Origin of the sequence: Halorussus aquaticus, from assembly GCF_024218795.1 — an archaeon.
Taxonomy (GTDB): domain Archaea; phylum Halobacteriota; class Halobacteria; order Halobacteriales; family Haladaptataceae; genus Halorussus; species Halorussus aquaticus.
In genome coordinates this window covers 115,895-139,444 of sequence record NZ_CP100402.1, presented here as the reverse complement: position 1 = coordinate 139,444, position 23,550 = coordinate 115,895, and the positions used below count along the sequence as shown (strand labels likewise).

Sequence of the window (23,550 nt, the reverse complement as noted above, 5' to 3'; positions counted from 1 at the left end):
GTCCGTCTCATCGCTCGCGCCTGCTGGACTAACTAGCAAGTACCAGCAACTAACAACCAGAAGAGTAGTCCCACCCAGACTCGCCCACTATCCCTCGCTTCCGTCGTCCGGCCCGCTGTACTCCTCTACCTCGACACCCGTCAACACCAACCGAGTCGTCTGCGACGCCGCCACTTGCATCACACCAAGGAAGGCAGTCACGACAACCTCAACCGTCCCGAGCGTGGGCGTCTCGATCTTCCCGCCGTTACAGTCATGACAGTAGATCCGTGGGAGGTTCCACTCGTCATGTCCGGCGGTCCGGTAGGCGTACACCGTCACACAGTGGCCGTCGTGCAACTCCTGGCCACACCAACAGCAGGTGCCTCTCGCACCTTCCAGTCCGACCTGCAGGCCCGTGAGGACCTGCTCGACGTCGGTCTCGACACGCACGGTCTCCTCTGAGTAGACCAACCGTCACGGGCCGCCTGCGTAGCCAGCTACCTGGTTGCATTCCATCCACGATATTGTACTGTCCCTCGACCTTCTTGACGAGCCAGACCGCGTACGCCGTCGGAAGAAGGATCAACAGCACGGTCAGCGGATTCACCAGATACTGGAACACACCCCAGAACGCGACCGCTACCCCGTACTAGAACATCAGCCCGATCACCGGCCACAGCGACCCACTCCTCGGCGGTCAGGGGAACGCTTGGCGGAGCGCGTCACGGTCTCAGTGAGAACTGCCGAAGACTTTACATTCTGGGCAGTTACCCATACTCAACGTCGATGAAGACGGTTTCAATTGGTCATCGTAGTCGAGTTCGGAACGCCACTCTGACGGGAGTACTTCTCGGAGTCGGCTATGTACTCCCGTTCATCGCGGAACATCTGAGCGGTCCCCGAGGGGTCGGTGAAACGCTGCAATTCCTTATCGGACACACGTATTTCCACTTCTACCTGCTCTGTGTGGCCCTGACTGTGGCTGTTATGGGGGTGTCGTGGTACTTCCTTGAGACACCGTCGGTCCACAACTACGCAATTGCTGGACTCGGATACGGACTCGTTACTGGAGTTGTCTTCTCTGCGGTCTATCTGGTGGTGGGCACGCAGGTCTACTCGTTCACGATGGTCGGGGTATACTTGGCGATACTGCTAGGAATTGGGGTCGTCGTCGGAACGGTCGCTGGGGTGTTGCGCCACTACACAATCGGCTATCGGTCCTAAGGCCTTGTCTCTGTCAGCAATCCATCCGTCTCGGAGTGGCAACTATATCGAGTTCGAAATGAGCGGAAGTCGCTAGTTGATAACTGTGGGTTCACTATCAAATAGAATCTTTTCAGGGACTCTTTAAGTATACTCCTTCTGAGATTTTCTTAATCTTGAAGGGAACACAACCGGATAATCTATAAATATATGTAGGCGAGTCCTAATGAATCCATGGTATCGTTGAGTATTGTTACAGTCTTTAATGGCTAATTAACTACAATTATTCTCGAATGAATGCTGAGATGGATCACTCCATGACCCAAACGAGGCGAACGCTGCTCCAACTGCTGGGCAGCACGGTTGCAATCGGAAGTACAGGACTGGCGGCGGCACGCGGAAAGTCCAAAAAAGGACGAATCAGGAAGCTCGGACACTCGCTCCTCGAGGATCCACCGGGCGGATACACAGAAGGAGACGTTCGTGACGACGGGAAGTACGCTCTCACGGGGAGCTTCTTCGGCACAGGCGGTAGCTTCCTCGTCGATATCAGCAACCCGACGACCCCGACTCAGGTACACCAGGTACCCTCATCCGAGAACGTACGCAACGCGGACGTGAAGTTCGGCCGCCGCGATGGCCTCTACTACAGGTCACAGGAGCCGAATTCCGACGAGTACGACGATTTCGCCGGTGTCGAAATCATCGACTATGGCTACGCTGACGGGACGCCCGAGGACCCGACCGTTCTGGGGACGCTCGACGCTGGGTCGACGCACAACCTCTTCCCACACCCGACCGAGTCGTACGTGTACACCACCGAACATCACGGCATGGGCGTCTTCGACGTGAGCGACCCGACCGATACCTCGTTCGTCGGTACGTTCGGCCCGGAAGCCGACCTCCACGACATCGTCGTTGACCCCGAGAACGACCTCGCACACCTCGCGTTCATCGGCGGCGGTTTCGACGGCTACGTCATCATGGACGTCAGCGACCCTGCGAACCCCGAGATGGCCGGGAGCTTCAGCTACGAAGGCCTACCGGACTACGAGGACGTCCCGCTGGGCGAGGAGGCGTTCGAGAACTGCCACTACGCCGACTGCGACCCCGGACGTGGCATCGCCGTCGTCGGCGACGAAATTGGCCACGGCAAACCCGGCGGCAAACACATCTTCGACATCGGCTGGGGCGACGGCTCGGTCTCGAACCCCAAACCCATTGGATACACACCGTCTCCGAACGCGGAGTATCAGGGCGACGACCCATTGGAAACCTACGACTGGACGACGCACAACCACGACATCATCTCGAAGGGGAACAATTCGCTCCTCGTCGACGGCGCGTACCACGAAGGAACGGTCGTCTGGGACATCAGCGACCCGACAGACCCCACGTTCACCGACCGCTACGCGACCGACGACATGGCCGACCAAGCCCAAGGTCCAGGATGGCTAGGCGAGGCGCCGATGGCGTGGGGTGCGAACTACAACGCGAAGCGCGACCTCACGGTCGTGTCCGACATGGTCACCGGCATCTACGTCTTCAAAGTCACACCCGCCGCAGCGAAGGGAGGACAGTGACCATGCACCGTTCCACCAGACGCAACCTCCTGAAGGCGACCGGCGTATTCGGCCTCGCCAGCGTCGCGGACCTCAGCAGTGCCAGCGTCCCCGGAGACGCACAGAGGTCAACCGACGATACGCTCCGTCTGTTTAGCGAGCAGGCGGTCGACGGGTCGCTCGAAGTCTCCACACAGGGCAACTACGCGTACGTCGCAACGGGCGACGGCCTCGCCGTCGTCGACTGGCGTAATCCGGCCCGGCCGAAACTCGTCGGGTCGATGACCGCATCCGATCCGGCAGGCGGCATTCTCGATGCCAAGGTCGACGGTGACCTCGTTAGCCTGGCAAGCAACGGTGGGCCGGGTGTCACGCTCGTGGACGTGAGCGATCCGACTAACCCGACCGAGATCGAGTTCGTGAATGTCGGCCATCACATCCACAATAACTTCCTCGCTGACGGCTACGCCTACCTCACCGTCAACGAGTCTGGCGAGGCGGCGTTCAGCGAGGCCCGCACCACCATCGTCGACGTACACGACCCGACGAACCCGGACGTCGTCGGCGAGTACCGCCTCAAAGACGACTTCCCCGAGTTCGCGATGGGCGGAGTCAGCCCGTGTCACGACATCTACGTCCAGGACGACCTCCTCTATCAGGCGTTCTGGGACGCTGGCATCGTCGTCGCGGACGTCAGCGACCCGACCGATCCGCAACTGGTGGCGCAGTTCGGCGACGCGCCCGGTGCGGACGAACCGGGTTTCGATTCAAAGCGCTACCTCACACGACCTGGCAATGCTCACTACGTCCAGCCGTCGCCAGACGGCGACTACGTCTACGTCGGCGCTGAAACGTTCCCCGGCGAAGTCGGTGTCGAAAACCCCGACAACGACGATTACGGTGGCATCAAAATCTGGGACATCTCGAACCCTGACAACCCCCGGAAACTCGTCCGCATCGAACCGCCGAACGTCGATGCGTTCCGCACGTCACACAACTTCGACGTCACCTCAAACCAGCTCCACGCCTCGTGGTACAACGGCGGTGTGACGGTCCACGACGTGAGCGACCCGTCGAACCCCGAGACCATCGCCAGCTATCACACCGACGATACGTCGTTCTGGGGTGCTGACGCCGCACGCGGATTCACCGTCGCGAGCGACATCGGCGGCGGTCTCGTGTTCCTTCACAGTGACCGCGGCCGCAGGGACTCGCCGGGCTTCGATGGTACCGGCCGACCCGACTCGCCGGGGATGCGGTGAGTGTCGTCACCCTGTCCACGAACTTTACGGGTCAATACCCGTGGCACTGCCACATCCTCAAACACGAAGACTAATCGATGGTGTGACCGTTTGAGGTCGTCGCTGGTAACTCAGACGGACGAGACCAGAATGTCGGGGAGACCAAAATCGTCGTTTTTCGAAGCCTCCGGTAATATCATTGTTCGGTTACAGGAGGTTCCCACAAAAGGATTACTCCAGAACCAACGATGAGGACAACTCCTCCGACAGCTAGCGCAAACAGTGGAGACACATAGTCCGAGAGAACACCGCTTCCAAGTTGAAATGGAATGACGGCTAAGCCGCTGATCATCGCCATAGCGCTCAACACAGTAGCGCGTCCGAGCGTTTCGATTCGGTTATTAACGTACTGTCCAGCGAACGACCGTGTGACGTCCGAGAGCCCTCGAGCGACGAGGAAGGTCGGCAGCGCAAGTATCGGAACGAAATACATCCCGACCAGTGCTGCACCGACGATGAATGGCAGGATAATGAACCACGTCTGGATACCGATGAAGTCCTTGATCGCACCGGTATAGTAGCTGAGTACCGCGCCGACGAGACTGTACGCTGCGTAGAACCACCCCAGAAGAGATTCGACTTGTTCGGGGGAGACCCCTAAATCGACAACGACGGTCTGGAATATTGGTTGGAGAAAAACGAACACGAGGTACGTCACAGCGGCGTAGAGGACGTAATAATAGAGAATGAATGCCCTGAGATTCCGTTTGGAAAGCACCTCCTTGACGATACCAACGGTTCGGCGGAAGCTCAACTCGTCCGTGTCTGTCTTTTTGTACGTCTCAGGTTCGTCTAGTGTGAGCAGTACCACGGCGCCGAACCCCGTAACTGCAGCTGCGACAAACCACGGGTACGAGAGATCGATACTCCCGAGATACCCGCCAACAATGGCTGCACCAGCACCAACCGCGAGAGCTGCAGATTCTCCTCGCCCTCGAACGTGTGCGAACTCGTCTTCCGAAAGGTCGTCTGTGAGCGTGTCGTACAGCCACGCACCCTCATTCCCAGATCTAAAGTTGTATCCTGCAGACCAGCAGACATAGAGAACCGCCAACGTGAAAAACGACTCAGAAAGGCCAATCCCCAGAAGCGTTACAGCGATCAGCACCGTCCCGATAAGAAGGCTATTCCGTCGACCAACGCGATCTCCGATGTACCCCGTCGGTATTTCACCGACCAATGTTGTTAGATTATATATCGCTTCGAGGATGGCGATTTGCGTGAAGTTGAGTCCCTGTGCTAGGAAGAAGAGGTACATAATCGGCCGGTAGAATTCGACCGCTTTGGTGGACTTGTAGAGATAGTATTTGAGGATACTCCCACGTGCTGATTCTTTCCAGAGAGACCCAGAGAGACGACCCATTATTCGGACATCGATAAGAGAGACTCAATTACGTTCCGTTATTTTGATTCTGAGGAATCGTAATAACAGGGCCTAGGTAGCTCTCAACGGAAGGTCGCATATGCGAACGAGCCTCAACGTTCCACAGGAGGTACTCGATTCGTTCGACGAGACGTGGAAGTCCGAGGAGATGGAGTCACGGTCACGAGCAGTCCCGTTCTCTCTGGGTTGGCTACCGGTGGAGATGTTTTGAAGTGCAGTTGTCTAGCCGACGGTCACGGAGTAAATCCAACTAACACCACGTGTTTGCTGTGGCGGTGAAGATATCCGAGCCGTCAGCAGTAGGGCCCTAAGTGCAACCGCACCTCTCAAACGACATCTTAACCTTAGAATCCGTGTTCTCCGTATACCCGCTTATATATGCCATACATGAAGATTGCGTGTTGGTGTGTGTACGTATACTCTTCACGCATATTTTCACGCGAGTAGTCTCCACCAGGCCGTTCGTATACAGGCTATAAAAACACCTATACCAATGGGGGTAGAAAAGAGTGTCACTGAGATGCCGACGCGAAGTCTTCCAGAGAGCGCCCCAGGAAAGTACGTTCCATATCATCCAGAGCCATACTATTCGCCGGAGACGCTGCCAATAGAGCCGAAAATCGAGATATCTGATCAGACCCATGACCTCGTTGCCGATGCCGCGTATCAAATCGGCCGTGTGGACGGAATTAGCTCAACGGTAGACTTCTCCGCAGTCCTCTACACCTCGCTCATTCGTATCGAAGCTGTCGAATCCGCCCAAATCGAAGGCGCAGACGTGGCATATCAGGACGTCGAAGCGTACCATACACAACACCCCTCTGGCGAGACTGACACCACAATCGAGAAAGACCTGAAAGAGGCCCTCAACTACGAGAACGCACTAACATATGGACTCGAGGAGATCGAAAGCGGGAGTTCGGTCACACTCTCACTCATCAAAGAACTTCACTTGATGCTCCTCGAAGACGTCCGTAACGACGGGGACGTCGTCGGTAACTTCCGCGACCACATGGTTCATTTACCGAGCCCACAGTCGGGACAACGTTCGTTCGTCCCACCAAGCCCAGAGGGACTTGATGAACTCATGCAGTCGCTTGCATCGTACATCCAGATGGGGGGGCAATACCATCCGCTCATCGACGCCGCTATCATTCACTACTTCTTCGAGACAGTACATCCGTTCTCGGATGGCAACGGTCGGCTTGGCCGCCTTCTCATCATTCTCTACCTAGCGAGCGAGGGCTATCTGGAGAGTCCATACATCTACCCAAGTGCGTACTTTAATCGCCACAAAGTCGAGTACGTTGAACGGATGCGTGCGGTAAGTGAGGAAGGCGCGTGGGACGAGTGGCTCATGTTCTTCATCAAGGGACTCCGTACGCAAGCCGAAACCTCATACAGTCGGACCCACCAACTCCGTGAGCTCCAACAACGATACGAAAGGGAGTACCCAGGCAGTACGAGTACGGATAAATTCGCTCGCCAATTGCTCCAGTACCCCTATTTCACGGCACCCGACCTCGTGGAGTATCTCGATGTCTCACGCCGCACTGCCTACAAAATCGTCGACGACCTCGAAGCAGATGGCCTCATCGAAGAAGTAACCGGGAAAGAACGCGGGAAAGAGTACAAAGCAGTCGACGTATTCGACATCCTCCAGTAATACCCGCCAACGAGACCGACGCCGCACTCTTCCTTTGTAGTGAATTCAACTCGTTTGATTGATTCACGCCTTGTTTGCCGATACACGACTTGTGACGACGTCCACGCTCATCGCAGAATTCGTTCGAACAGTCTGATTGACGCCCGACGAAGCATCCACGCTCCGTGACGACATCAACACCGCTCGAAATTGGGAGACGAACAGCTACGTCCAGCGCACACGCTCGCTGCTTGAGACATCCTGACTCACCCGCTTCAAGCAGTGCCGTGTTGCATAAGTACGACCAGTCCGAGGAGATTGAGGAACGACGGGGGGTTGCCAGCGAGTGGGAGCATCTCAAAGAGCGCATCCCGGTCGTCCGGGCAGCACTCAACGAATACGATTGGGTGACCGAGCGTGACGCCTCTCTGCCTAATACGAATGGGGCTATCAGGAACGACAAGCAGTTCAGTGTACGAGGGGCTGAAGGACGTTCTGCAACGACATCCGACGGTCACGACGGTTACAGGTGAGGAGGCGGCCACTCAGTGTCTCTTCGAGTATTAACCCACAGAACAGTCTGATACTCCGATACGTTGGTTAAGCCGCACTAAAGTTGTCTTTGCTTCTTTAGAGGATGCGTGCCAAACCAGTATCACGACTCTACAATAGATTGTCTATTGGTGAAATAAGCAAATACAAATTAGCCTATTCTGGAATTGGTTATTTGACGAGTTTATGCCAGTATCTGACCATCCAATATTTAATTCTACTATTTATGTGCCCCGGCGGCGAACCTCACATCGTCGGAAGGCGGAAGTTGCACTTTCACACCGTTGTCTTCCGTCTATACTGAGTCGTGAAGCCCGTGGTGATACTCTTGATGTCCCTTGGAAACAATCGTTGCTAGTTGAACGCTAGGTTATACGGTATGGTCATCAACGGCTGGTCGTTATATTCGTGAACTCAAATCGCGCTCCCCCATCGGAACTCTCCGTCACAGTGTAGTCCCACTCGTATACGTCGGCTACCTTCTGAATGAAGGCGAGCCCCAATCCGGTACCGCCTTGCTCGGCAGCAGTCGTATACCCCGCTTCGAAGACGGTGTCTCGTTCGTCTGCTGGGATCCCGACCCCGTCGTCGGCAACGTAGAATCCGTCGGAAAGTTCACCGACCGTAATCGTCACGTCTGGACCACCGTGTTCGACAGCATTCTCAAATAAATTTCGGAACAGGTGTTCGATGTACGTTTCGTCGGCCTGAATCGTGTAGTCTATATCAACCTCAACACGTGCGTCGGGCGTGTTTACTTTGCCCCAAGCCTCTCGTGCGACATCTGCGAGTTGAATTGTAGTCTGTTCACCAACTGCGTCACGGCCTCTCGTGAGGATTAGCATCACGTCGACCATGTCCTCGATCCGGTCGAACGCTTCGGTCACGTACTCGACCGCTTCGGCGTCCGTCTCGGCCGGGAGCTGTTGGCTATATATTTGGCCGATGGTGACCGGATTGCGGAGTTCGTGGGCGAGCATGCTGGCAAAACTCTCGAGGCGTTCGTTGGACTCCTCGAGCTGTTCGACCGTCTCCTCAAGTTGTTGCTCACGCTCTACTCGGTCGGTGACGTCTTCGGCAATGCCGACGATGCGGATTGTGTCGCCGTCGTCGTCGCGGACGTGTCCAGACTGTACGTGGAGCCACCGGACATCGCCGTCCGGTCGGACGATTCGGTACTCGATATCGGACTCCGTCTCTGGCATCGATTCGTAGACGTCTTGGACTCGGTCGCGGTCTTCGGGGTGTACACCGTCGAGGAAGGACCGCGGCTCTTCGTATAGCGTCTCGCGGTCCCGTCCCCAAATCTCCTCGAAGGCCGGATTGACGTACAGGAATTCTCTCGTCTCGGGGTCGGACATCCACACAACTTCCTCTAAGTTCTCGGCGAGTGTCCGGAATTTTGCTTCGCTCTTACGAAGTTCTTGCTCCATCTCTCGCTGGTCAGTGACGTCTTGGACGACGACCATCCCTGCGAAGACATCCCCGTCGGCATTCCTGACTGGAAGCGTGTGGTTAAACAAGTGAAGGCCGTGATACTGCGTCTCGAACGAATTCGTTTCGCCGTCGAGTGTAGCGTGGAAATACTGCTCAACTTCGCTAATGAGTTCGTTCGGATAGATTTCGTAGACGGATTTTCCAATTCGCTCCTCAGGAGTAATCCTGACCTCATCGAGGAGTTGCCCGCCGACCGCTGTATATTTCAAGTCTTCATCGAAGAGTCCGACAGCACCGTTGGGGAAGTTCTCGGCGAGCGTCCGATACCTGCGCTCAGACTCCTCGAGTTGGCGCTGGGATTCGCGGCGTTCGGTGATGTCCGTCAGCGTCACGACCCCCCGTGAGACCGTGCCGTCTGTACCCCGAATCGGCATCCCGTGAGCCATGATGGTCCTGCGCTCGCCGTCCGCCGTTTCAATCTCGTAGACGTCGGGGTCCTCAACCTCTTCACCCCGGAGCACGCGAGCCAGCGTCCACTCCTCGGAGTTAATCCGTTCGCCGGTGTCCGCCCACCACGCCCGGTATTGCTGGTATTCTGACACCGTCTCTGCATCGAACTCCTCGACGCCCCAGATGTCTTTTGCGGCCTCGTTGGCCTCAATGATATCGCCAGTTCCGTTTGCGACTATGACGCCGACCGGGAGCACCTCGAATAGGATCTCAAGTTGTTTCCTCTGGGCCGCAAGTTCCTGCTCGGTTCGCTTTCTGTCGGTGATGTCGGTAAGTGCACCGGGGAATCGGATGGGATTGCCATCTTCGTCGCATTCGACGTGTCCACGGGCGACAACCCACCGGAGTTCATCGTCGGCATTCCAGACCCGGTACTCCTCCTCGTACTCGCCACAGGACTCTATCACGTTCTCGATTGCTTGTTCGACGCGCTCACGGTCATCCTCGTGGATGGAGGAAAGCAGACGGTCGACAGACACACCCTCGCGAGCATCCTCAGGGTCGACACCGAACGTTCGGGCAAACGACGCTCCCGTGACGAACTCGTCGTTTACGAGGTTCCACTCCCACGTTCCGACGGCACCGGCTTCAGTCGCTGCTTCTAACTGTTCTTTCGCATCCTGTAACGTCTGTTCGCGCTCTTTCTGGTCGGTGATGTCCCGACCGATGCCCGCCAGCACGCGCTCGCCGTCCGGACCCTCAAGCGCGGAAGCGACGAACTCGTACGGGATTCTGTCCCTGCCTTTCGTTACGATCTCCGCCTCAAAGTGTACGTCGCCGGTCTTGAATCCGTCACGTATCGCGCCTGCTATCTCAGTTTGGGCCTCTTGGTCGAAGAACTCGAGAGCCTGCATGGACTCGACTTCATCGCTCTGATAACCAGTTACCTTGCAGAGGGTGTCGTTCCATCGCTGGAGGGTTCCGGACTCGTCGAGAAGATAGAATACGTCATCGATGGCGTTGAGCACCTTGTCCGTGTACTCCCGATAGCGTTGGAGTTCGCGTTCGCGTTCTTTGCGCTCAGTGATGTCTTGGGCCATGGTCATGCCTGCGAACACCTTGCCGCGCTCGTCGGTAATGGGGACCGCGTGGACTACCCACTCTCGGCCAACGTACTCAAGTTCGACTGCTCGCTGTTCGCCATCGAGCGCAGCCTCGAAGGCAGGTCTGAGTCCTTCGGCAGTCTCGTCATCCCAGACCTCGTCGAACTGCTTCCCTTCGAGGTCGGACGGCTTGACTGGGATACTCTCGAACCCGCGTCCAGCTGCAAGTGTATATCGGAGGTCGTGATCGAATAACGTCACGATGCCGTTTGGGAAGTACTCAGCCAACGTCCGGTAGCGACGCTCGCTTTCAGCAAGCTGCTGCTGATTTTGCTTTTGTTCAGTTATGTCTTGAGACATCCCCAGAGCCGCGAATACTTCTCCATCATCGTCGTGTACTGGAAGAATCTGAATTTGGTATATGCGGCCGTCGGATTCGGTCTCGAAGGAACTCGATTCGCCTTCGAATGCGGCCTCATAGCGCGGAACTAATTCGTCGGCCAACGTTTCCGGGACCGCCTCACGGACCGATTTCCCTTCGAGATTTTCGATTGTCGCACCATTGGTGATTGGTTTACCGCCGATGGTCTGGTACTGGAGGTCTTCGTTGACGAGGGTAACAGCACCGTTGGGGAAGTTTTCGACAAGTGTCCGATAGCGGTGTTCGCTCTTTTCAAGTGCTCGTTCGCGCCGTTTTTGATCGGATATGTCCTGGAAATACACTGAGAGCCCTGTTTGAGAGGGATACGTGTGGACTTTGTACCACGCGTCGAGCGGGTCGGGGTAGTAGAACTCGAACGAGGTCACCTTCTGGGTTTCCATCGCCTTGCGGTACTCTTCGCCGAGTATCGAATCCTCGGCCCATTCGAACACCTCCCAGAAGTCCTTGCCGACGAGCCCCTCGTCTTGGTAGTCGATAAGTTCCTCGGCGTGGTCGCTTACGTACGTGAACTGCCAATCGGTGTCAAGCGCGTAGAAGGCGTCCGAAATTCGGCCAAAGACTTCCTCCAGTTCGGTTTCGAGACTTTCCCTATTCTCAGAGGATTCGACACGATCTGCTGGTCGCCACCAGATACGGTTCTGTGCGCCAATCTCTTTGCTTTCGATGTCACCTTGCTCGGCCAGTTCCTCAAGTTTGTTTACCGCGATACGTTGAGCGCACCCCAACTCCTCCGCGATTTCGCTGGCCGTAAAGGGTTCACCAGCCACCCCTACGCGATTAGCGGCAGCGAGTACGTCCTCGGAGGAGGTTCGACCCGAACTCATTGACCTATGTCCGTATTTGACGGCAAAAAGAATGTCCCTTAGAGGGTTGCTTCCCTGGACGAGTACAGTGTCGTTTTTACCCGTCTTGTATCCATAATCTGCACCGTAGTTCTGTTCAAAACGTAGTGCGAATTATTTTGGTTACACGTGCGTACTGGTTACGTTCTCGAACTGGAATTGCGCCCCACCATCGGTGCTCTCCGTCACCGAACAGTCCCATCCGTACACGTCTGCCATCTCCTGGACGAACGTCAACCCTAATCCCATCCCTCCTTCACTGGCCGAGGACGTGTATCCCGTCTCGAACACGACCTTCTGTTTGTCCGGTTCGATACCGCAACCGTCGTCGGCGACGTAGAAGCCAGTCGGAAGGTCGCCGACCGTGATAGTGACGCTGGCCCCGCCGTGTTCGACCGCGTTCTCGAACAGATTCCGAAACAGGTGGCGAATGTATGTGTCGTCCACCTCTATCGTCCGGTCGGTCGTCACCTCCAGTGTCGCTTCGGACGTGTCCGCCTCGTCCCACGCTTGCCGTGCCGCATCTGCAAGCTGCACCGTGGAACACTCGGAAACTGCCTCTCGACCTCGTGCCACGAGTAACATAACTTCGATCATGTCCTCGATGCGGTCGAACGCCTCCGTGACGTACTCCACCGCCTGCGGGTTCGCCTTCTCCTGCGGAAGCTGTTGACTGTAGATTTGGCCGATATTGACTGGGTTTCGGAGCTCGTGAGCGAGGAGACTCGCGAAGTTGTCGAGTTGCTCGTTCCGGCGTTCGAGTTGGCGTTCGCGCTCGTTGCGCTCGGTCACGTCGCGCACGACAGCGACCCTGTCGTGGCCGTCACTATCCCGCGTCGGAAGGAGTGCCATGGTCGCCTCGGCCTCGATTTGCTCACCAGACGCAGTCCGCAACGTCGCCTCGTATGTTCCTGTCTCGGAGTCATCCGCTACGAGATCGCGTCGAATTTCGTCAGCGAGGGTCTCCGCGTCTTCCGCGACGAATGAAGTGTGAGAGCCGAGGAGTTCTTCGCGGTCGTACCCGAGCATTTCTGCGTAGGCTTCGTTGACCATCGTGAAGTGACCGTCACCGTTCACGACGTAGATGCCGTCGTTGACGGTTTCGACGATGGTCTGATACCGTTCGAGTTCACGACTGTACTCCTCAGCGTCCACCGCTCGCGTTTGGGCCTGTCCATCGTGGTATCCCATTCCGAGTCCGGCGACACTGGCCAGCGCCGGGAGGATGAGGAAGTTCGCGAGCGGGTCGCTCATATTTGTGACGAGCGCGATGAAAAGGAGAACACCGACCATAACTTCGATGGCGCGGAGACACCATCCCGCGACGACGTGATAGAGGTCGGGACGGACGTCGGTCTCTGGGAGTCGATAGCCACCGTAGGAGAGGGCGAGACCGCTCGCGCCGACGAGGAGCGAAATTATAAACACGTCGTTGACCGTCCGTTCTCCGACGGCTAGCGTGATTGGAAAGCTGGCGGCGATGACGATGTAGAGTCCCCCGAGGGCGAAGATGATGCGTCGTCCGCCGACCCGTTCGATACCCCGTGCCAAGTACCCCATTGCTGTCTCCAAGATACCGGGTGGTCATGATGATTGTGATTTCCCATTACTACCCGATGTGAGGCGAGTAACCTGCGAAATCGTAGTTAGTTTTAGGGCGACAGTCTCGAATCACCCCGTGGTCTTCCATCTAATTGATGCGGTTACTGACGGTGGACGTCGCGACACCAACATGGTATCGAACTGCTTTTTGCGACTGCTCGAAGATACGACAGATAACGATGGCCCCGCCGACAACCGTTCTCCTCCCGACGACTACGCAGTCCTCGGCCATCGAGGAGATCGCCACCCAGCTCACTCCCTCCGACGAGTTACTCGTCATCTGCGACCGAGAGACCGATTCCGTTGCCGACTACGGTGACGAATTTCGGAACGTGAGGGTCGTCGTGGCCGGCGAACCCACAGGCTGTTCTGGCAAGGCAAATGCTATCGCTACGGGTATGGAGGAGGCAACACACGACCGGCTCGTCTGGACTGACGACGACTTCCACCATCCCCCGAATTGGCTGGCTGCGCTCCACGAGGCGTACGACCGGAAGGGCCCCGTCTCCGAACTCTACTTTTTCGTTGGCAGCGACCCACTTTCGATCCTGCTCGAACCGATCTACGCTATCGGAGGCACGCTCGGGACGTACGCGACCGACAAGGCGTGGGGCGGAGCGGTTATGTTCGAACGTGACGACTTGGATTGGGAATCGTTTCTCCGAGATCTCCGACGAACCGTGAGTGACGACGGTCTCCTCTCGGAGTATCTGGACACGACGTCACTCAAACGAGTACACCCCGTCGAAATCGGTGGAACGATACGCCAGACTATAGAACGACACGTTCGGTTCACACAGATCGTCCGCCAGCACAACCCCTGGGACACCGTCGTCGTGGGTTTCGTTACGTCGCTTCTCGCGCTGTTCTGTCTCTTCGTACCGCTCTATGCGGGCATCGGTACAACCTTGTTAGCCACAGGTGTGTACGCGTACTTCGGTGTCCGCCGCTGGACGGTTCTGCTGGCGTATCCCGCTATCATCCTCCAAGTTCCGCTGATGGTTTACGCACTCACGCGCCGAACGTTCGTCTGGGGTGGCCGACGCTACCGCTGGCACAGCAAATTCGACGTCGAAATCGTCACGTAATCGTCTCGGTGTGTCACCGAAGTCGGAGAAGTGACGTATCCGATTTGCGCTGCGAACGTATCACGCGGTTCCTCTCTAGTTCAGGGTGACTCGACAGACGCCGTGTTGAGGACGAACCACGCCGATAGACTGTGGGCCCGTCCGCCGATAGTGTAACCGCCGATGGTGCTCTCGAAGGTGTTACGAGCGTCTGGTGAGATAGCAGAGGAGGTCATGGTAACGGAAGGAGAACTCCCGACTCCAATAGATATCAAAGGGCTAATAAAACAATATGGATACGTATTCGCATGGATTAGCGTAACTTATGAATTAGTTACGTGGAGAATCGTTTACGACTGCCCATTGGAGGAGTTCAGGATTGGGGCCGATTCGTCCTACTCGCGAAGTCGGCTTCGGGTGCCGACCGAACTACCTTATCGCGCGCTACCGTACAGGGAGTCGAGAGCGTAACCGATGGACGATCAGAATTCCTCACCGGACGACGGGTCGCCGCACGACCACGGCGGGCACGACGGCCCCGAACGTCCGCCCGGCGACAACGCGGAGACGGGCGATGTCGACCGCGTCGAACAGTCGATGCTTGAGGAAGAGGCCGAGGACTCCGAGGAGACGGGGGGTCACACGGCTCACCGGGTTGACCACGGCGGCGGGCAGGGCGCTATGGACCACAGTGGTCACGATGAACACGGAGATCACGGCGGGATGCACGCCGGTCACGAGCAGATGTTTCGCTGGCGGTTCTTCGTTTCGACGCTACTGTCGATACCGGTCCTGCTCTACAGCGAGGCGCTTCAGCAGTGGCTAGGCTTTTCGGTCCCGGCGTTCCCCGGAAGCGAGTGGATCAACCCCGTCTTCGCGGTGGTCGTCTTTGCCTACGGGGGAATTCCGTTCCTTCGGATGGCGATCCCCGAGGTGAGGGACCGGTCTCCGGGGATGATGACGCTCATCTCCATGGCTATCAGTGTCGCGTTCGTCTACAGCTTGGCGAGCGTCGTCTTCCCGACCGAATCGGCGTTCTTCTGGGAGCTGGTGACGCTGATCGACATCATGCTACTCGGTCACTGGATCGAGATGCGGTCTGTGCGACGCGCCTCCAGCGCGCTCGACGAACTGGCGAAACTCATGCCCGACACCGCCGAACGCGTTACCGAAGGTGGCGAAACTGAGGAGGTCCCGGTGAACGAACTCTCCGAAGGCGACCTCGTTCTCGTCCGCCCCGGTGCGAGCGTCCCCGCCGACGGCGTGGTTGAGGCGGGCGACTCGGACGTGAACGAGTCGATGATCACCGGCGAATCCAGACCCGTTTCCAAAGAACCGGGAGACGAGGTCATCGGCGGGACTATCAACGGCGACGGAAGTCTGCGAGTGCGAATCGGCGCGACCGGCGACGAGACGACGCTCGCGGGCATCATGCGCCTCGTCGAGGAGGCGCAGGGGAGCAAGTCGAAGACCCAAGTGCTCGCGGACAGGGCGGCGGGCTGGCTGTTCTACGTCGCGCTGGGCGCGGCCGTCGTCACCGCTATCGCGTGGACCGTCGCGACGACGTTCGACGCGGCAGTGATCGAGCGAGTCGTCACGGTCCTCGTTATCGCGTGCCCGCACGCGCTCGGTCTGGCGATTCCGCTCGTCGTCGCCATCAACACCTCCCTCGCCGCGCGAAACGGGATACTAGTTCGCGACCGCATCGCCATGGAGCAGGCGCGTGAACTCGACGCGATCATCTTCGACAAGACGGGGACGCTCACCCAGGGCGAACACGGTGTCGTCAACATGGCAACTATCGGCGGTGTCGACGAAGCCGAGGCCTTGGGGCTCGCGGCGGCCGTCGAGGGCGATTCCGAACACATGATTGCCAGAGCGATACGCGAGGCGGCCGACGAACGCGGGGTCGAAACGCCAGATGCTACCGGCTTCGAGGCGATGAAGGGCCGCGGAGTAAGCGCCACAGTAGACGGTCAGGAGATCTTCGTCGGCGGGCCGAACCTTCTGGACCACCTCGACAGTGACGTCCCCGCGGACCTCGCGTCGTTCGCCGACGAAGCGGGCGAAAACGCACAGACCGTCGTCTACCTCGTTCGCGAGGGGGAACTGGTCGCGGCGTTCGCGATGGCGGACGTCATCCGCGAGGAGAGCTACCGCGTCGTCGATGCGCTTCACGACCTGGACATCGAGGTGGCGATGCTCACGGGTGACTCCGAGGACGTCGCCAATGCGGTGGCCGACGAACTCGGCATCGACACCGTCTTCGCCGAAGTGCTGCCCGAGGACAAAGACACGAAAGTGCAGGAACTCCAGGACCAGGGCAAACTCGTCGCGATGGTTGGTGACGGTGTCAACGACGCGCCAGCGCTAACCAGAGCGGACGTCGGTATCGCTATCGGCAGCGGGACGGACGTCGCCGTCCAGTCGGCCGACGTCATCCTGGTCCAGAACAATCCGATGGACGTCGTGCGCCTCGTGAAACTGAGCAAGGCGAGCTATCGAAAGATGCAGGAGAACATCCTCTGGGCTGCTGGCTACAACGTGTTCGCCATCCCGCTCGCCGCGGGCGTATTGGCTCCGATTGGTGTCCTCCTCTCGCCGGCTGTGGGTGCATTACTGATGTCGCTGAGTACGGTGATAGTCGCAATCAACGCTCAATTACTTCGGCGGGCCGACCTCTCGGTACCGAATCTACCGGGCGCATCGACGCCGGAGCAGGCCCAACTCGCGGACTAGCCATTACAGCGCGTTTGGATAACAGTATCCGGTTCAGGACCGCTACGAGCGCGGAAAGACGTCATCTAGATTCACCTCCGATCGCGTGACGTCGGTACGCTTCGTACAGGACGGGAATCCCGAGCGGAAGCGCCAACACGCCGAACGTCGCGAGGGCGTGTTTGACCCATTTGGAACGTCGATACGCGAGAACGACGGTTCCGACGCCGAACAGCGCGACGGCGTACGCCAGATTGCTCCAGAGCGGGACGTACGACGAGCAGTACCCCCAGCAGACGAACGTGTACGACGGCGCGTTCCACGACGCCGGATGGAGTTTCGGCCAGAAGAACCGACAATAGGTGGTCACACCGAGCATGAACGTGACAGGGAGTGCAGTGAGCCAAACACTCGGGTCGGTGCCTGCGACGGACCCGTATCGCCGGTAGCCTCGAAGGAACATCGACGGGAGGCAGAACACCCACAGCCAGATGCCCAGCGTATAGGTGACCGGCCAGTGTTCGATGCGCGGCTGCGCGTACGACAGTCGGAACTCGGCAGGTACCGTGAACCACGGGAACGATGGATCCGGGACCGGGTTAGTGAACAATGCGGCGAGACAGAGGACCGTTCCTGCGAGCAGGCCGTACGTCCCGTAGTCGGCGTATCGTTCGAACCAAGATAGAATGAGACTGTTCGTCTGGGGACGTCTGTCCGGTGGCGTGAAGCCGGACTGGTTCGGTTTCATAGTCGTATGCTCGTTCTCCTCATCTAATGCGGTTACTACTTAGATATCGGGAATAACTATAGCAGAGCCTTTCAGAGAAACCGATGTTCGAGATGCAGGATTTAAAATTGTATTCTGCATCCCGCGTGAAATACGGGAATCAAAACCCGTTATGAATTCGGTTTGAGCCTAGTTTCCAACTCCACCACGATGCGGACAGTGACTCGCCACTGCTCGGAAGGCCGAGCGATAGGTTCGTAGTAGTGAGTCCGGGCCTCGGTCATCCGATGAACGGCCAGACGACGGTGAAGAGTGTGAAGGACAGGACGGCGGTGACGACGATCATCGCAGCGTCGAGGAGTACCCCCGGACGGAGCATCTGGTCTTTCGTCATCTGGCCGGTTCCGAACGCGATGGCGTTCGGCGGCGTCGCGACCGGTAGAGCGAAGCCGAAACTCGCCGCCACACCGCCCGTAACCGCCAGAAAGACGCTCGCGACCGTCGGAGACGTGCCGAGTGTTCCGGCATACCGCGGCCCTATCGAGATCAGAATCGGGACCGAAATCGCCGCCATCGCCGTGTTGGAGGCGATCTCGGAAATCGCGACCGTGGCCGCTGCGATTGCAAGCGCAACGAGCAGTACCGGCGCACCGGCGACCGAACCGATGGCCGCCTCGGCCAGCCAGCGCGTCGCCTCGGTCGCCGCGAGTGCGTTGGCCAGCGAGATGCCGCCTCCGAGGAGAATTATCGTCCCCCAATCGATTCGTTGGACGTCCTCCCAGTCGATGGTCCCGGCGATGGCCAACGCCGGAATCGCTGCCAACCCCACGGTTACGTAGTACAGAGCGCCCTGATGGGAACCCATGCCGAAGAGGTGCCCACCAGTACCTCCGAATAGCGTTACGTACGCGGGTCTCGGTAACACGCCCTCGAAGAGAAAGCCGAGACCGCCAAGTAACCATAAGCCTGCCGTGATACCGGTCACGAAGAGGACCCGCCACTCGTTAGTCGAGGGCGATCCCACCTCTTGTAAATAGCGCCTCGCCTCCTCCCGAGCGACGCTCGCGTCCTCGACCGCAGGCGGATAGACGAGAACCGCCAGAACGTACCACGTCAGCGGGAGGCCGACCACGACGAACGGAATGCCGATCGTCAGCCAATCGACGAACGTAATCGTGTATCCGAGTTGGTCCGTGAGTTGCGCGACCACGATAGCGTTGGGCGGCGTTCCGATGAGCGTCCCGACGCCGCCGATACTCGCTGCGTAGGCGACACCCAGGAGCATCGCTATCCGGAAATTCGGCTGTTCGGCTATCCGCGTCGATTTGTGAGGTGACGTTGGCGCCCGTTCCTCTTCGACGTCCTCAGCCATCGGTACTGAACCCCCACCGCCGTTGCTTCGTGGACTCTCTCGCACGACGCGATCGGCGATACCGAGGGCGATGGGGACCATCATCGCCGTGGTCGCGGAGTTGGAGATCACCATCGACAGCGCGGCGGTGGCGAGCATCACGGCGAAGATAATCCGTCGAGGGGAGGTCCCGACCACGGCGAGGATGTGGTAGGCGATCCGGCGGTCAGTGCCGTGCTTCTGGAGGGCCTCCGCGAGAACGAACCCGGCCAGTAGGAGGAAGATGATCGGATCGGCGAAGCCAGCGACCGCCTCGCCGGCGCTCGGGACGACGCCGAACACCGTCAGAAGGACGGGGATCGATAGCGCCGTGATCGGGAGCGGCAGCGCGCCAGTGACCCAGAGAACGCCCGCGAAGGCTGTCGTTGCGAGAGCGTACTGGCCATCCGATGCTAGTCCTTCGACCGGAGCAGTGGCGACAGCAACGAACGCGACGACGGTGATTATTAGGGCGCGACGATTGGCCATCTATGCGAGTCCACCGAGGGCCACGCCGGTTACGAATGCAACGGCTGCCGTGAGCATCCCGATTGCAAACATCTCCCCACCGGCGGCGTACCACCGGCGGTTCGTTACGAGACTCCTGCTAGCGCCGACCGTGAAGAACGCGACACCGGTCACGAGGACCGAGAGGCGAAACGTCGCGTTGACGCCGAACGCGTACGGGACGAGCGGTGCCCATCCCGCGACGACGAACGCTAAGAACGTCACCAGTGCCGTGTACACAGGCGGTCGTCCGCTCTCGCTAGAACTTCCTTGGGCCAACTGATAGTCCAGTTCCGATTGCTGGCTGAGGTAGTTACTCATCCCCATCGAGAAGCCGTCCGCAAGGAGATTCGCGACCCCGAGAATGAGGATAATCGCTGGGTCGAGCGCTGCTCCGGCGACGCCTGCGACGACGGCGAACGTCGTCACGATACCGTCGTTGGCCCCGTAGATTACTTCGGCGATGTATCCGCCACGGTCCTCGAGTCCGTTCCCGAATACGCGTTCGATCACGTGTCCGCTTCGCTCTCTACACAAAAGAGGTTCAGTACCCGTTAAAGCTACTTGGCGAGCGAACTTCGACTAGAAGTAGGTGAACTAGGTGAAGCGATTGATAAGAGTTAGCTTGGCTCCGGAGAAACACGGGCGTAAGTTTACATTTTGACAGAGCAAGTAGATAGAGGGAATTCAACCATGGCTCGCCAATATCAAGCAGATTCGTTCCTATGGATTGGCCTCGCAATCCTTCTCGTCATCCTGTTCGTCCCGCTCCTGATGATGACGTTCGCGATGCCGATGATGGGAATGATGGGGTGGTGGAACGGGGGTGGACTGAGAACGGGGTTCTCCCCCCTGTGGGGAACCGGGATGATGGTGCTGTTCCTCGTAGTACTACTCGGTATCGGGTACCTCCTGTATCGCGCCATCGTCAGAGGCGGGGTTCGCGACTACGACCCAGCGCTCGAGGAACTTCGGACAGCGTATGCCCGCGGCGAGTTGAGCGACGAGGAGTACGAACAGCGGCTCAACCGACTTCAGCAGGACGAGGTTGAACGATAATCTCTGTATGGGATAAGAGCTTCCACGATTACGATCATAGACACGGTTGTTAGGTCAGTACTCCTGTGAACGTGGCCCGTTTGTACATGCGATTCACCGTGAGGTTCGATGAGTTCACTGGAGGTGTTCAGAACCAACTGAAACTCCGGGGGTAGGGGAAACCGTCCGCGTAATTCGTCCACCACGGAGGGCACTCGGTGAACGCGTTCCGAAGGGCGAGAGAAGGGACTTGCTAGACGGTTCCTGGTGGAAACCGAGTTCGATCTGACAGGGTGTTCACGAATACGGCTAACGGTTCGATTGGGAGGAGTTCATCGATCTCGTCTGGGAGTACGGACACCTGACCGATTCCGACGGCCCTAGTACTGCCAGTTCGAACGGTCGTACTCCCGAGATGATGCTGACCGCCAAAATACATTATTATACTAACGAGTCATGAGTAAGTACGGAATTACTGCCGTCAGAGCCATGCTAATCATTACCGTCACTAGTACTATGACCGATTCTTCGGATCGATCGTTCCAATCTCGGCCGACCATCTGCCCGTTCTGTGGCGTTGGATGCGGAATCGAGTATGCACCGAAGTCAGGAAAAGCGACCGGATGGATGGCGCCGGTGAACAAGCGGGGAGAGATATGTCCGAAGGGTGCCGCCGCCTTCGACGTCGTCGGTCACGAAGAGAGGCTCACCGAACCGCTCGTTCGCGAGAACGGTCGACTCGTCACCGCGTCGTGGGACGAGGCGTTCGCTCGAATATCTGACGCGTTCTCCGGAATTGTTGCAGAAAATGGTGCCGACGCGCTCGCGTTCTTCGCATCGTCGAACTGCACGAACGAGGAGAACTACCTCCTCCAGAAAGTTGCGCGAGCACTCGGGACGAACAACGTCGACAACTGCGCGCGGTTGTGTCACTCCTCGACCGTCGCGGCTATGCAGAATCGATTCGGTGCGGGGGCAATGACCAACACCCTCGAGGATCTCAGCGACGCGGATGTCTTCCTCGTCATGGGGGCCAACCCTGCCGAACAACACCCGATTATCTTTCGGTCGTACTTGTTGCCAGCGATTCGAGACGGGACGGACCTGATTCACGTCGATCCGCGAGCGAACGATACCACCGAGGCCGCGACGCTTCACCTCCCAGTCCGTCCGGGGTACGACATTCCCCTGCTCAACGCCATGGCCGCCGTGCTGCTCGAGGAGGGCCTAGTCGACGAGTCGTTCCTCGACGACCGAGTGACGGCTGTCGAGCAGTTCCGGGCGTTCGTCGGGTCCGTCGACGTGGCGGAGAACGCTACTCTCGCGGGCGTCCCGACGGACAATCTCCGGGAGGCCGCACAACTGTACGGCGAGGCAGACCGAGCAGCCATCTTCACGGGAATGGGGATGAGCCAGCACCACTGCGGCACCGACAACGTTCACGCATTACTTAATCTCGCACTCTTAACGGGGAATCTCGGGAAGCGCGGGGTCGGTGTCAACCCGCTTCGCGGCCAGAACAACGTTCAGGGTGCCGGTGACGTAGGGGCACTTCCTGACGTTCTCCCTGGGTACCAGTTGGTTATCGATGACGAAGCGCGCCAGCGCGTAGCCGAAGAGTGGGGTGTGGAACCGCCGCCAACCCCCGGCCTGACCGAAGTCGAGATGACTCACCGCTTCGGCGAGGAGATTCGCGGGGCATATGTCTTCGGCGAGAACCCAGTCATTACCGAGCCGAACGCGAACCGGGTCGCCGACGCTTTCGAGGATATCGAGTTCCTCGTCGTCCACGACATCTTCCGCACGGAAACCGCGGAGTACGCCGATGTCGTCCTCCCGGGGAGCTCGTGGGCCGAGAAAGCCGGGACCGTGACGAACACCGACCGACAGGTGATGCGGATGCGGCCCAACGCCGACCTCCCGGGCGACGCGCGGCGAGACCAAGGGATTGTCCGCGAACTCGGTGCGAGAGTCACCGACCTTGACTTCGACTACGAGGGGCCAGCCGAGGTGTTCGACGAACTGACGCGCGTCTCGCCCATCTACGCCGGGATACGCTACGACACCATTGGGACTGATAGTCTCCGGTGGCCGTTCCCGAAAGGTGCGTCGTCTGGCGTCGGTGTTCTTCACGCCGACGAGTTCGCCTCCGGGAACGAGACCGCGGAGTTACGGTCGGTCGAGCACGTCGATCCCGTCGATTCCGTCGCGGACGACGAACTCGTGCTGACGACGGGCCGGGTGCTTCAGCACTTCAACAGCGGGGCCGTAACCCGCCGGTCGGGAACGCTGATGCGGATGCGCGGCGAGGACGTTCTCCAGATTCACCCCGAAGACGCGAGCGACTGCGGCGTCAACGACGGTGAATTGGTTCGCGTCGAAAACGACCGCGGCGAAGTGTCCGTCCAGGCCGAGGTCACGCCCGCCATCCGGCAGGGGACCGTCTTCATGACCTTCCACTACGCCGACCCGCTGGTGAACGTCCTAACGCCGGACGAACTCGACCCGGTCGCGAGGATCCCGGAGTACAAGCACGCCGCCATCCGTGTCACCGTGACGGGAGACGCACGACGGTAGATTCTATCGACGACGAAGCTT

The 23,550-nt window shown here is 58.5% G+C and carries 16 protein-coding genes and 1 pseudogene; 9 read left to right on the top strand and 8 right to left on the bottom strand.

Going from position 1 to position 23,550, the window contains the following annotated elements; all coding sequences use genetic code 11:
* Positions 1-87: 87 nt before the first annotated feature.
* The gene (locus NGM06_RS21175; RefSeq protein WP_254270677.1) at positions 88-453 is read right to left on the bottom strand and encodes a DUF8112 family protein; all 366 of its coding nucleotides are present in this window, start codon (positions 451-453) and stop codon (positions 88-90) included.
* Between the two features lie 315 nt (positions 454-768).
* On the opposite strand from NGM06_RS21175, the gene NGM06_RS21170 reads away from it, so the two are divergent.
* From NGM06_RS21170 to NGM06_RS21160, 3 genes are all read left to right on the top strand, one after another.
* Positions 769-1,206 carry a hypothetical protein gene (locus NGM06_RS21170; protein ID WP_254270676.1) on the top strand — a complete coding sequence of 146 codons (438 nt, stop codon included), beginning with the start codon at positions 769-771 and terminating at the stop codon, positions 1,204-1,206.
* A 296-nt stretch (positions 1,207-1,502) separates the two neighbouring features.
* Positions 1,503-2,768, top strand: a complete 1,266-nt coding sequence (locus tag NGM06_RS21165) for an LVIVD repeat-containing protein (protein ID WP_254270675.1) — start codon at positions 1,503-1,505, stop codon at positions 2,766-2,768.
* A 2-nt stretch (positions 2,769-2,770) separates the two neighbouring features.
* Positions 2,771-4,009 (top strand): LVIVD repeat-containing protein, encoded by a 1,239-nt coding sequence (locus NGM06_RS21160; RefSeq protein WP_254270674.1) that lies wholly within the window; start codon positions 2,771-2,773, stop codon positions 4,007-4,009.
* 175 nt (positions 4,010-4,184) lie between these two features.
* Here NGM06_RS21160 and NGM06_RS21155 read toward each other — a convergent pair whose 3' ends face one another.
* On the bottom strand, positions 4,185-5,411 hold the full coding sequence (locus NGM06_RS21155) for an MFS transporter (protein ID WP_254270673.1): 1,227 nt from the start codon (positions 5,409-5,411) through the stop codon (positions 4,185-4,187).
* Between the two features lie 541 nt (positions 5,412-5,952).
* On the opposite strand from NGM06_RS21155, the gene NGM06_RS21145 reads away from it, so the two are divergent.
* Positions 5,953-7,098 carry a Fic family protein gene (locus NGM06_RS21145; protein WP_254270736.1) on the top strand — a complete coding sequence of 382 codons (1,146 nt, stop codon included), beginning with the start codon at positions 5,953-5,955 and terminating at the stop codon, positions 7,096-7,098.
* Between the two features lie 164 nt (positions 7,099-7,262).
* Positions 7,263-7,610, top strand: coding sequence for a DUF7342 family protein (locus NGM06_RS24495; RefSeq protein WP_438267640.1), 348 nt, complete (start codon positions 7,263-7,265; stop codon positions 7,608-7,610).
* Between the two features lie 405 nt (positions 7,611-8,015).
* Here NGM06_RS24495 and NGM06_RS21135 read toward each other — a convergent pair whose 3' ends face one another.
* Both NGM06_RS21135 and NGM06_RS21130 read right to left on the bottom strand, forming a co-directional pair.
* Complete coding sequence (locus tag NGM06_RS21135; RefSeq protein WP_254270672.1) at positions 8,016-11,885, bottom strand: PAS domain-containing sensor histidine kinase; 3,870 nt, start codon at positions 11,883-11,885, stop codon at positions 8,016-8,018.
* A gap of 141 nt (positions 11,886-12,026) precedes the next feature.
* Positions 12,027-13,463 carry a PAS domain S-box protein gene (locus tag NGM06_RS21130; protein ID WP_254270671.1) on the bottom strand — a complete coding sequence of 479 codons (1,437 nt, stop codon included), beginning with the start codon at positions 13,461-13,463 and terminating at the stop codon, positions 12,027-12,029.
* 221 nt (positions 13,464-13,684) lie between these two features.
* Between NGM06_RS21130 and NGM06_RS21125 the strand changes: the two genes are divergently transcribed.
* Positions 13,685-14,593, top strand: a complete 909-nt coding sequence (locus NGM06_RS21125; RefSeq protein WP_254270670.1) for a glycosyltransferase family 2 protein — start codon at positions 13,685-13,687, stop codon at positions 14,591-14,593.
* Positions 14,594-14,697: 104 nt separating this feature from the next.
* Here the strand turns inward: NGM06_RS21125 and NGM06_RS21120 are convergent.
* Positions 14,698-14,808 (bottom strand): annotated as a pseudogene (locus tag NGM06_RS21120) (DoxX family protein); the annotation flags it as partial.
* A 487-nt stretch (positions 14,809-15,295) separates the two neighbouring features.
* Between NGM06_RS21120 and NGM06_RS21115 the strand changes: the two are divergent.
* On the top strand, positions 15,296-17,311 hold the full coding sequence (locus tag NGM06_RS21115; RefSeq protein WP_254270735.1) for a copper-translocating P-type ATPase: 2,016 nt from the start codon (positions 15,296-15,298) through the stop codon (positions 17,309-17,311).
* A 61-nt stretch (positions 17,312-17,372) separates the two neighbouring features.
* Here the strand turns inward: NGM06_RS21115 and NGM06_RS21110 are convergent, their stop codons facing one another.
* The 3 genes from NGM06_RS21110 to NGM06_RS21100 all read right to left on the bottom strand — a co-directional run bounded on the left by NGM06_RS21110 (position 17,373) and on the right by NGM06_RS21100 (position 20,427).
* Complete coding sequence (locus NGM06_RS21110) at positions 17,373-18,038, bottom strand: hypothetical protein (RefSeq protein ID WP_254270669.1); 666 nt, start codon at positions 18,036-18,038, stop codon at positions 17,373-17,375.
* A gap of 259 nt (positions 18,039-18,297) precedes the next feature.
* The gene (locus NGM06_RS21105) at positions 18,298-19,896 is read right to left on the bottom strand and encodes an SLC13 family permease (protein WP_254270668.1); all 1,599 of its coding nucleotides are present in this window, start codon (positions 19,894-19,896) and stop codon (positions 18,298-18,300) included.
* A complete protein-coding gene (locus NGM06_RS21100) occupies positions 19,897-20,427 on the bottom strand; it encodes a VIT1/CCC1 transporter family protein (protein ID WP_254270667.1) in 531 nt (176 codons plus the stop codon). It lies immediately after the preceding gene.
* A 180-nt stretch (positions 20,428-20,607) separates the two neighbouring features.
* Here NGM06_RS21100 and NGM06_RS21095 point away from each other — a divergent pair, with 180 nt between their 5' ends.
* Together NGM06_RS21095 and fdhF are read left to right on the top strand one after the other, a co-directional pair.
* Entirely contained in the window at positions 20,608-20,973 is a 366-nt protein-coding gene (locus NGM06_RS21095) for an SHOCT domain-containing protein (protein ID WP_254270666.1), read from the top strand.
* Between the two features lie 495 nt (positions 20,974-21,468).
* On the top strand, positions 21,469-23,529 hold the full coding sequence (gene fdhF, locus NGM06_RS21090; protein ID WP_254270665.1) for a formate dehydrogenase subunit alpha: 2,061 nt from the start codon (positions 21,469-21,471) through the stop codon (positions 23,527-23,529).
* The last annotated feature ends 21 nt before the right edge of the window (positions 23,530-23,550 follow it).

Excerpts from the sequence above, each read along its gene's own strand:
- NGM06_RS21170 (WP_254270676.1), top strand. The coding sequence starts at position 769 with ATGAAGACGGTTTCAATTGGTCATCGTAGTCGAGTTCGGAACGCCACT.
- NGM06_RS21165 (WP_254270675.1), top strand. The coding sequence starts at position 1,503 with ATGACCCAAACGAGGCGAACGCTGCTCCAACTGCTGGGCAGCACGGTT.
- NGM06_RS21160 (WP_254270674.1), top strand. The coding sequence starts at position 2,771 with ATGCACCGTTCCACCAGACGCAACCTCCTGAAGGCGACCGGCGTATTC.
- NGM06_RS21155 (WP_254270673.1), bottom strand. The coding sequence starts at position 5,411 with ATGGGTCGTCTCTCTGGGTCTCTCTGGAAAGAATCAGCACGTGGGAGT.
- NGM06_RS21145 (WP_254270736.1), top strand. The coding sequence starts at position 5,953 with ATGCCGACGCGAAGTCTTCCAGAGAGCGCCCCAGGAAAGTACGTTCCA.
- NGM06_RS21135 (WP_254270672.1), bottom strand. The coding sequence starts at position 11,885 with ATGAGTTCGGGTCGAACCTCCTCCGAGGACGTACTCGCTGCCGCTAAT.
- NGM06_RS21130 (WP_254270671.1), bottom strand. The coding sequence starts at position 13,463 with ATGGGGTACTTGGCACGGGGTATCGAACGGGTCGGCGGACGACGCATC.
- NGM06_RS21125 (WP_254270670.1), top strand. The coding sequence starts at position 13,685 with ATGGCCCCGCCGACAACCGTTCTCCTCCCGACGACTACGCAGTCCTCG.
- NGM06_RS21115 (WP_254270735.1), top strand. The coding sequence starts at position 15,296 with ATGCACGCCGGTCACGAGCAGATGTTTCGCTGGCGGTTCTTCGTTTCG.
- NGM06_RS21110 (WP_254270669.1), bottom strand. The coding sequence starts at position 18,038 with ATGAAACCGAACCAGTCCGGCTTCACGCCACCGGACAGACGTCCCCAG.
- NGM06_RS21105 (WP_254270668.1), bottom strand. The coding sequence starts at position 19,896 with ATGGCCAATCGTCGCGCCCTAATAATCACCGTCGTCGCGTTCGTTGCT.
- NGM06_RS21095 (WP_254270666.1), top strand. The coding sequence starts at position 20,608 with ATGGCTCGCCAATATCAAGCAGATTCGTTCCTATGGATTGGCCTCGCA.
- fdhF (WP_254270665.1), top strand. The coding sequence starts at position 21,469 with ATGACCGATTCTTCGGATCGATCGTTCCAATCTCGGCCGACCATCTGC.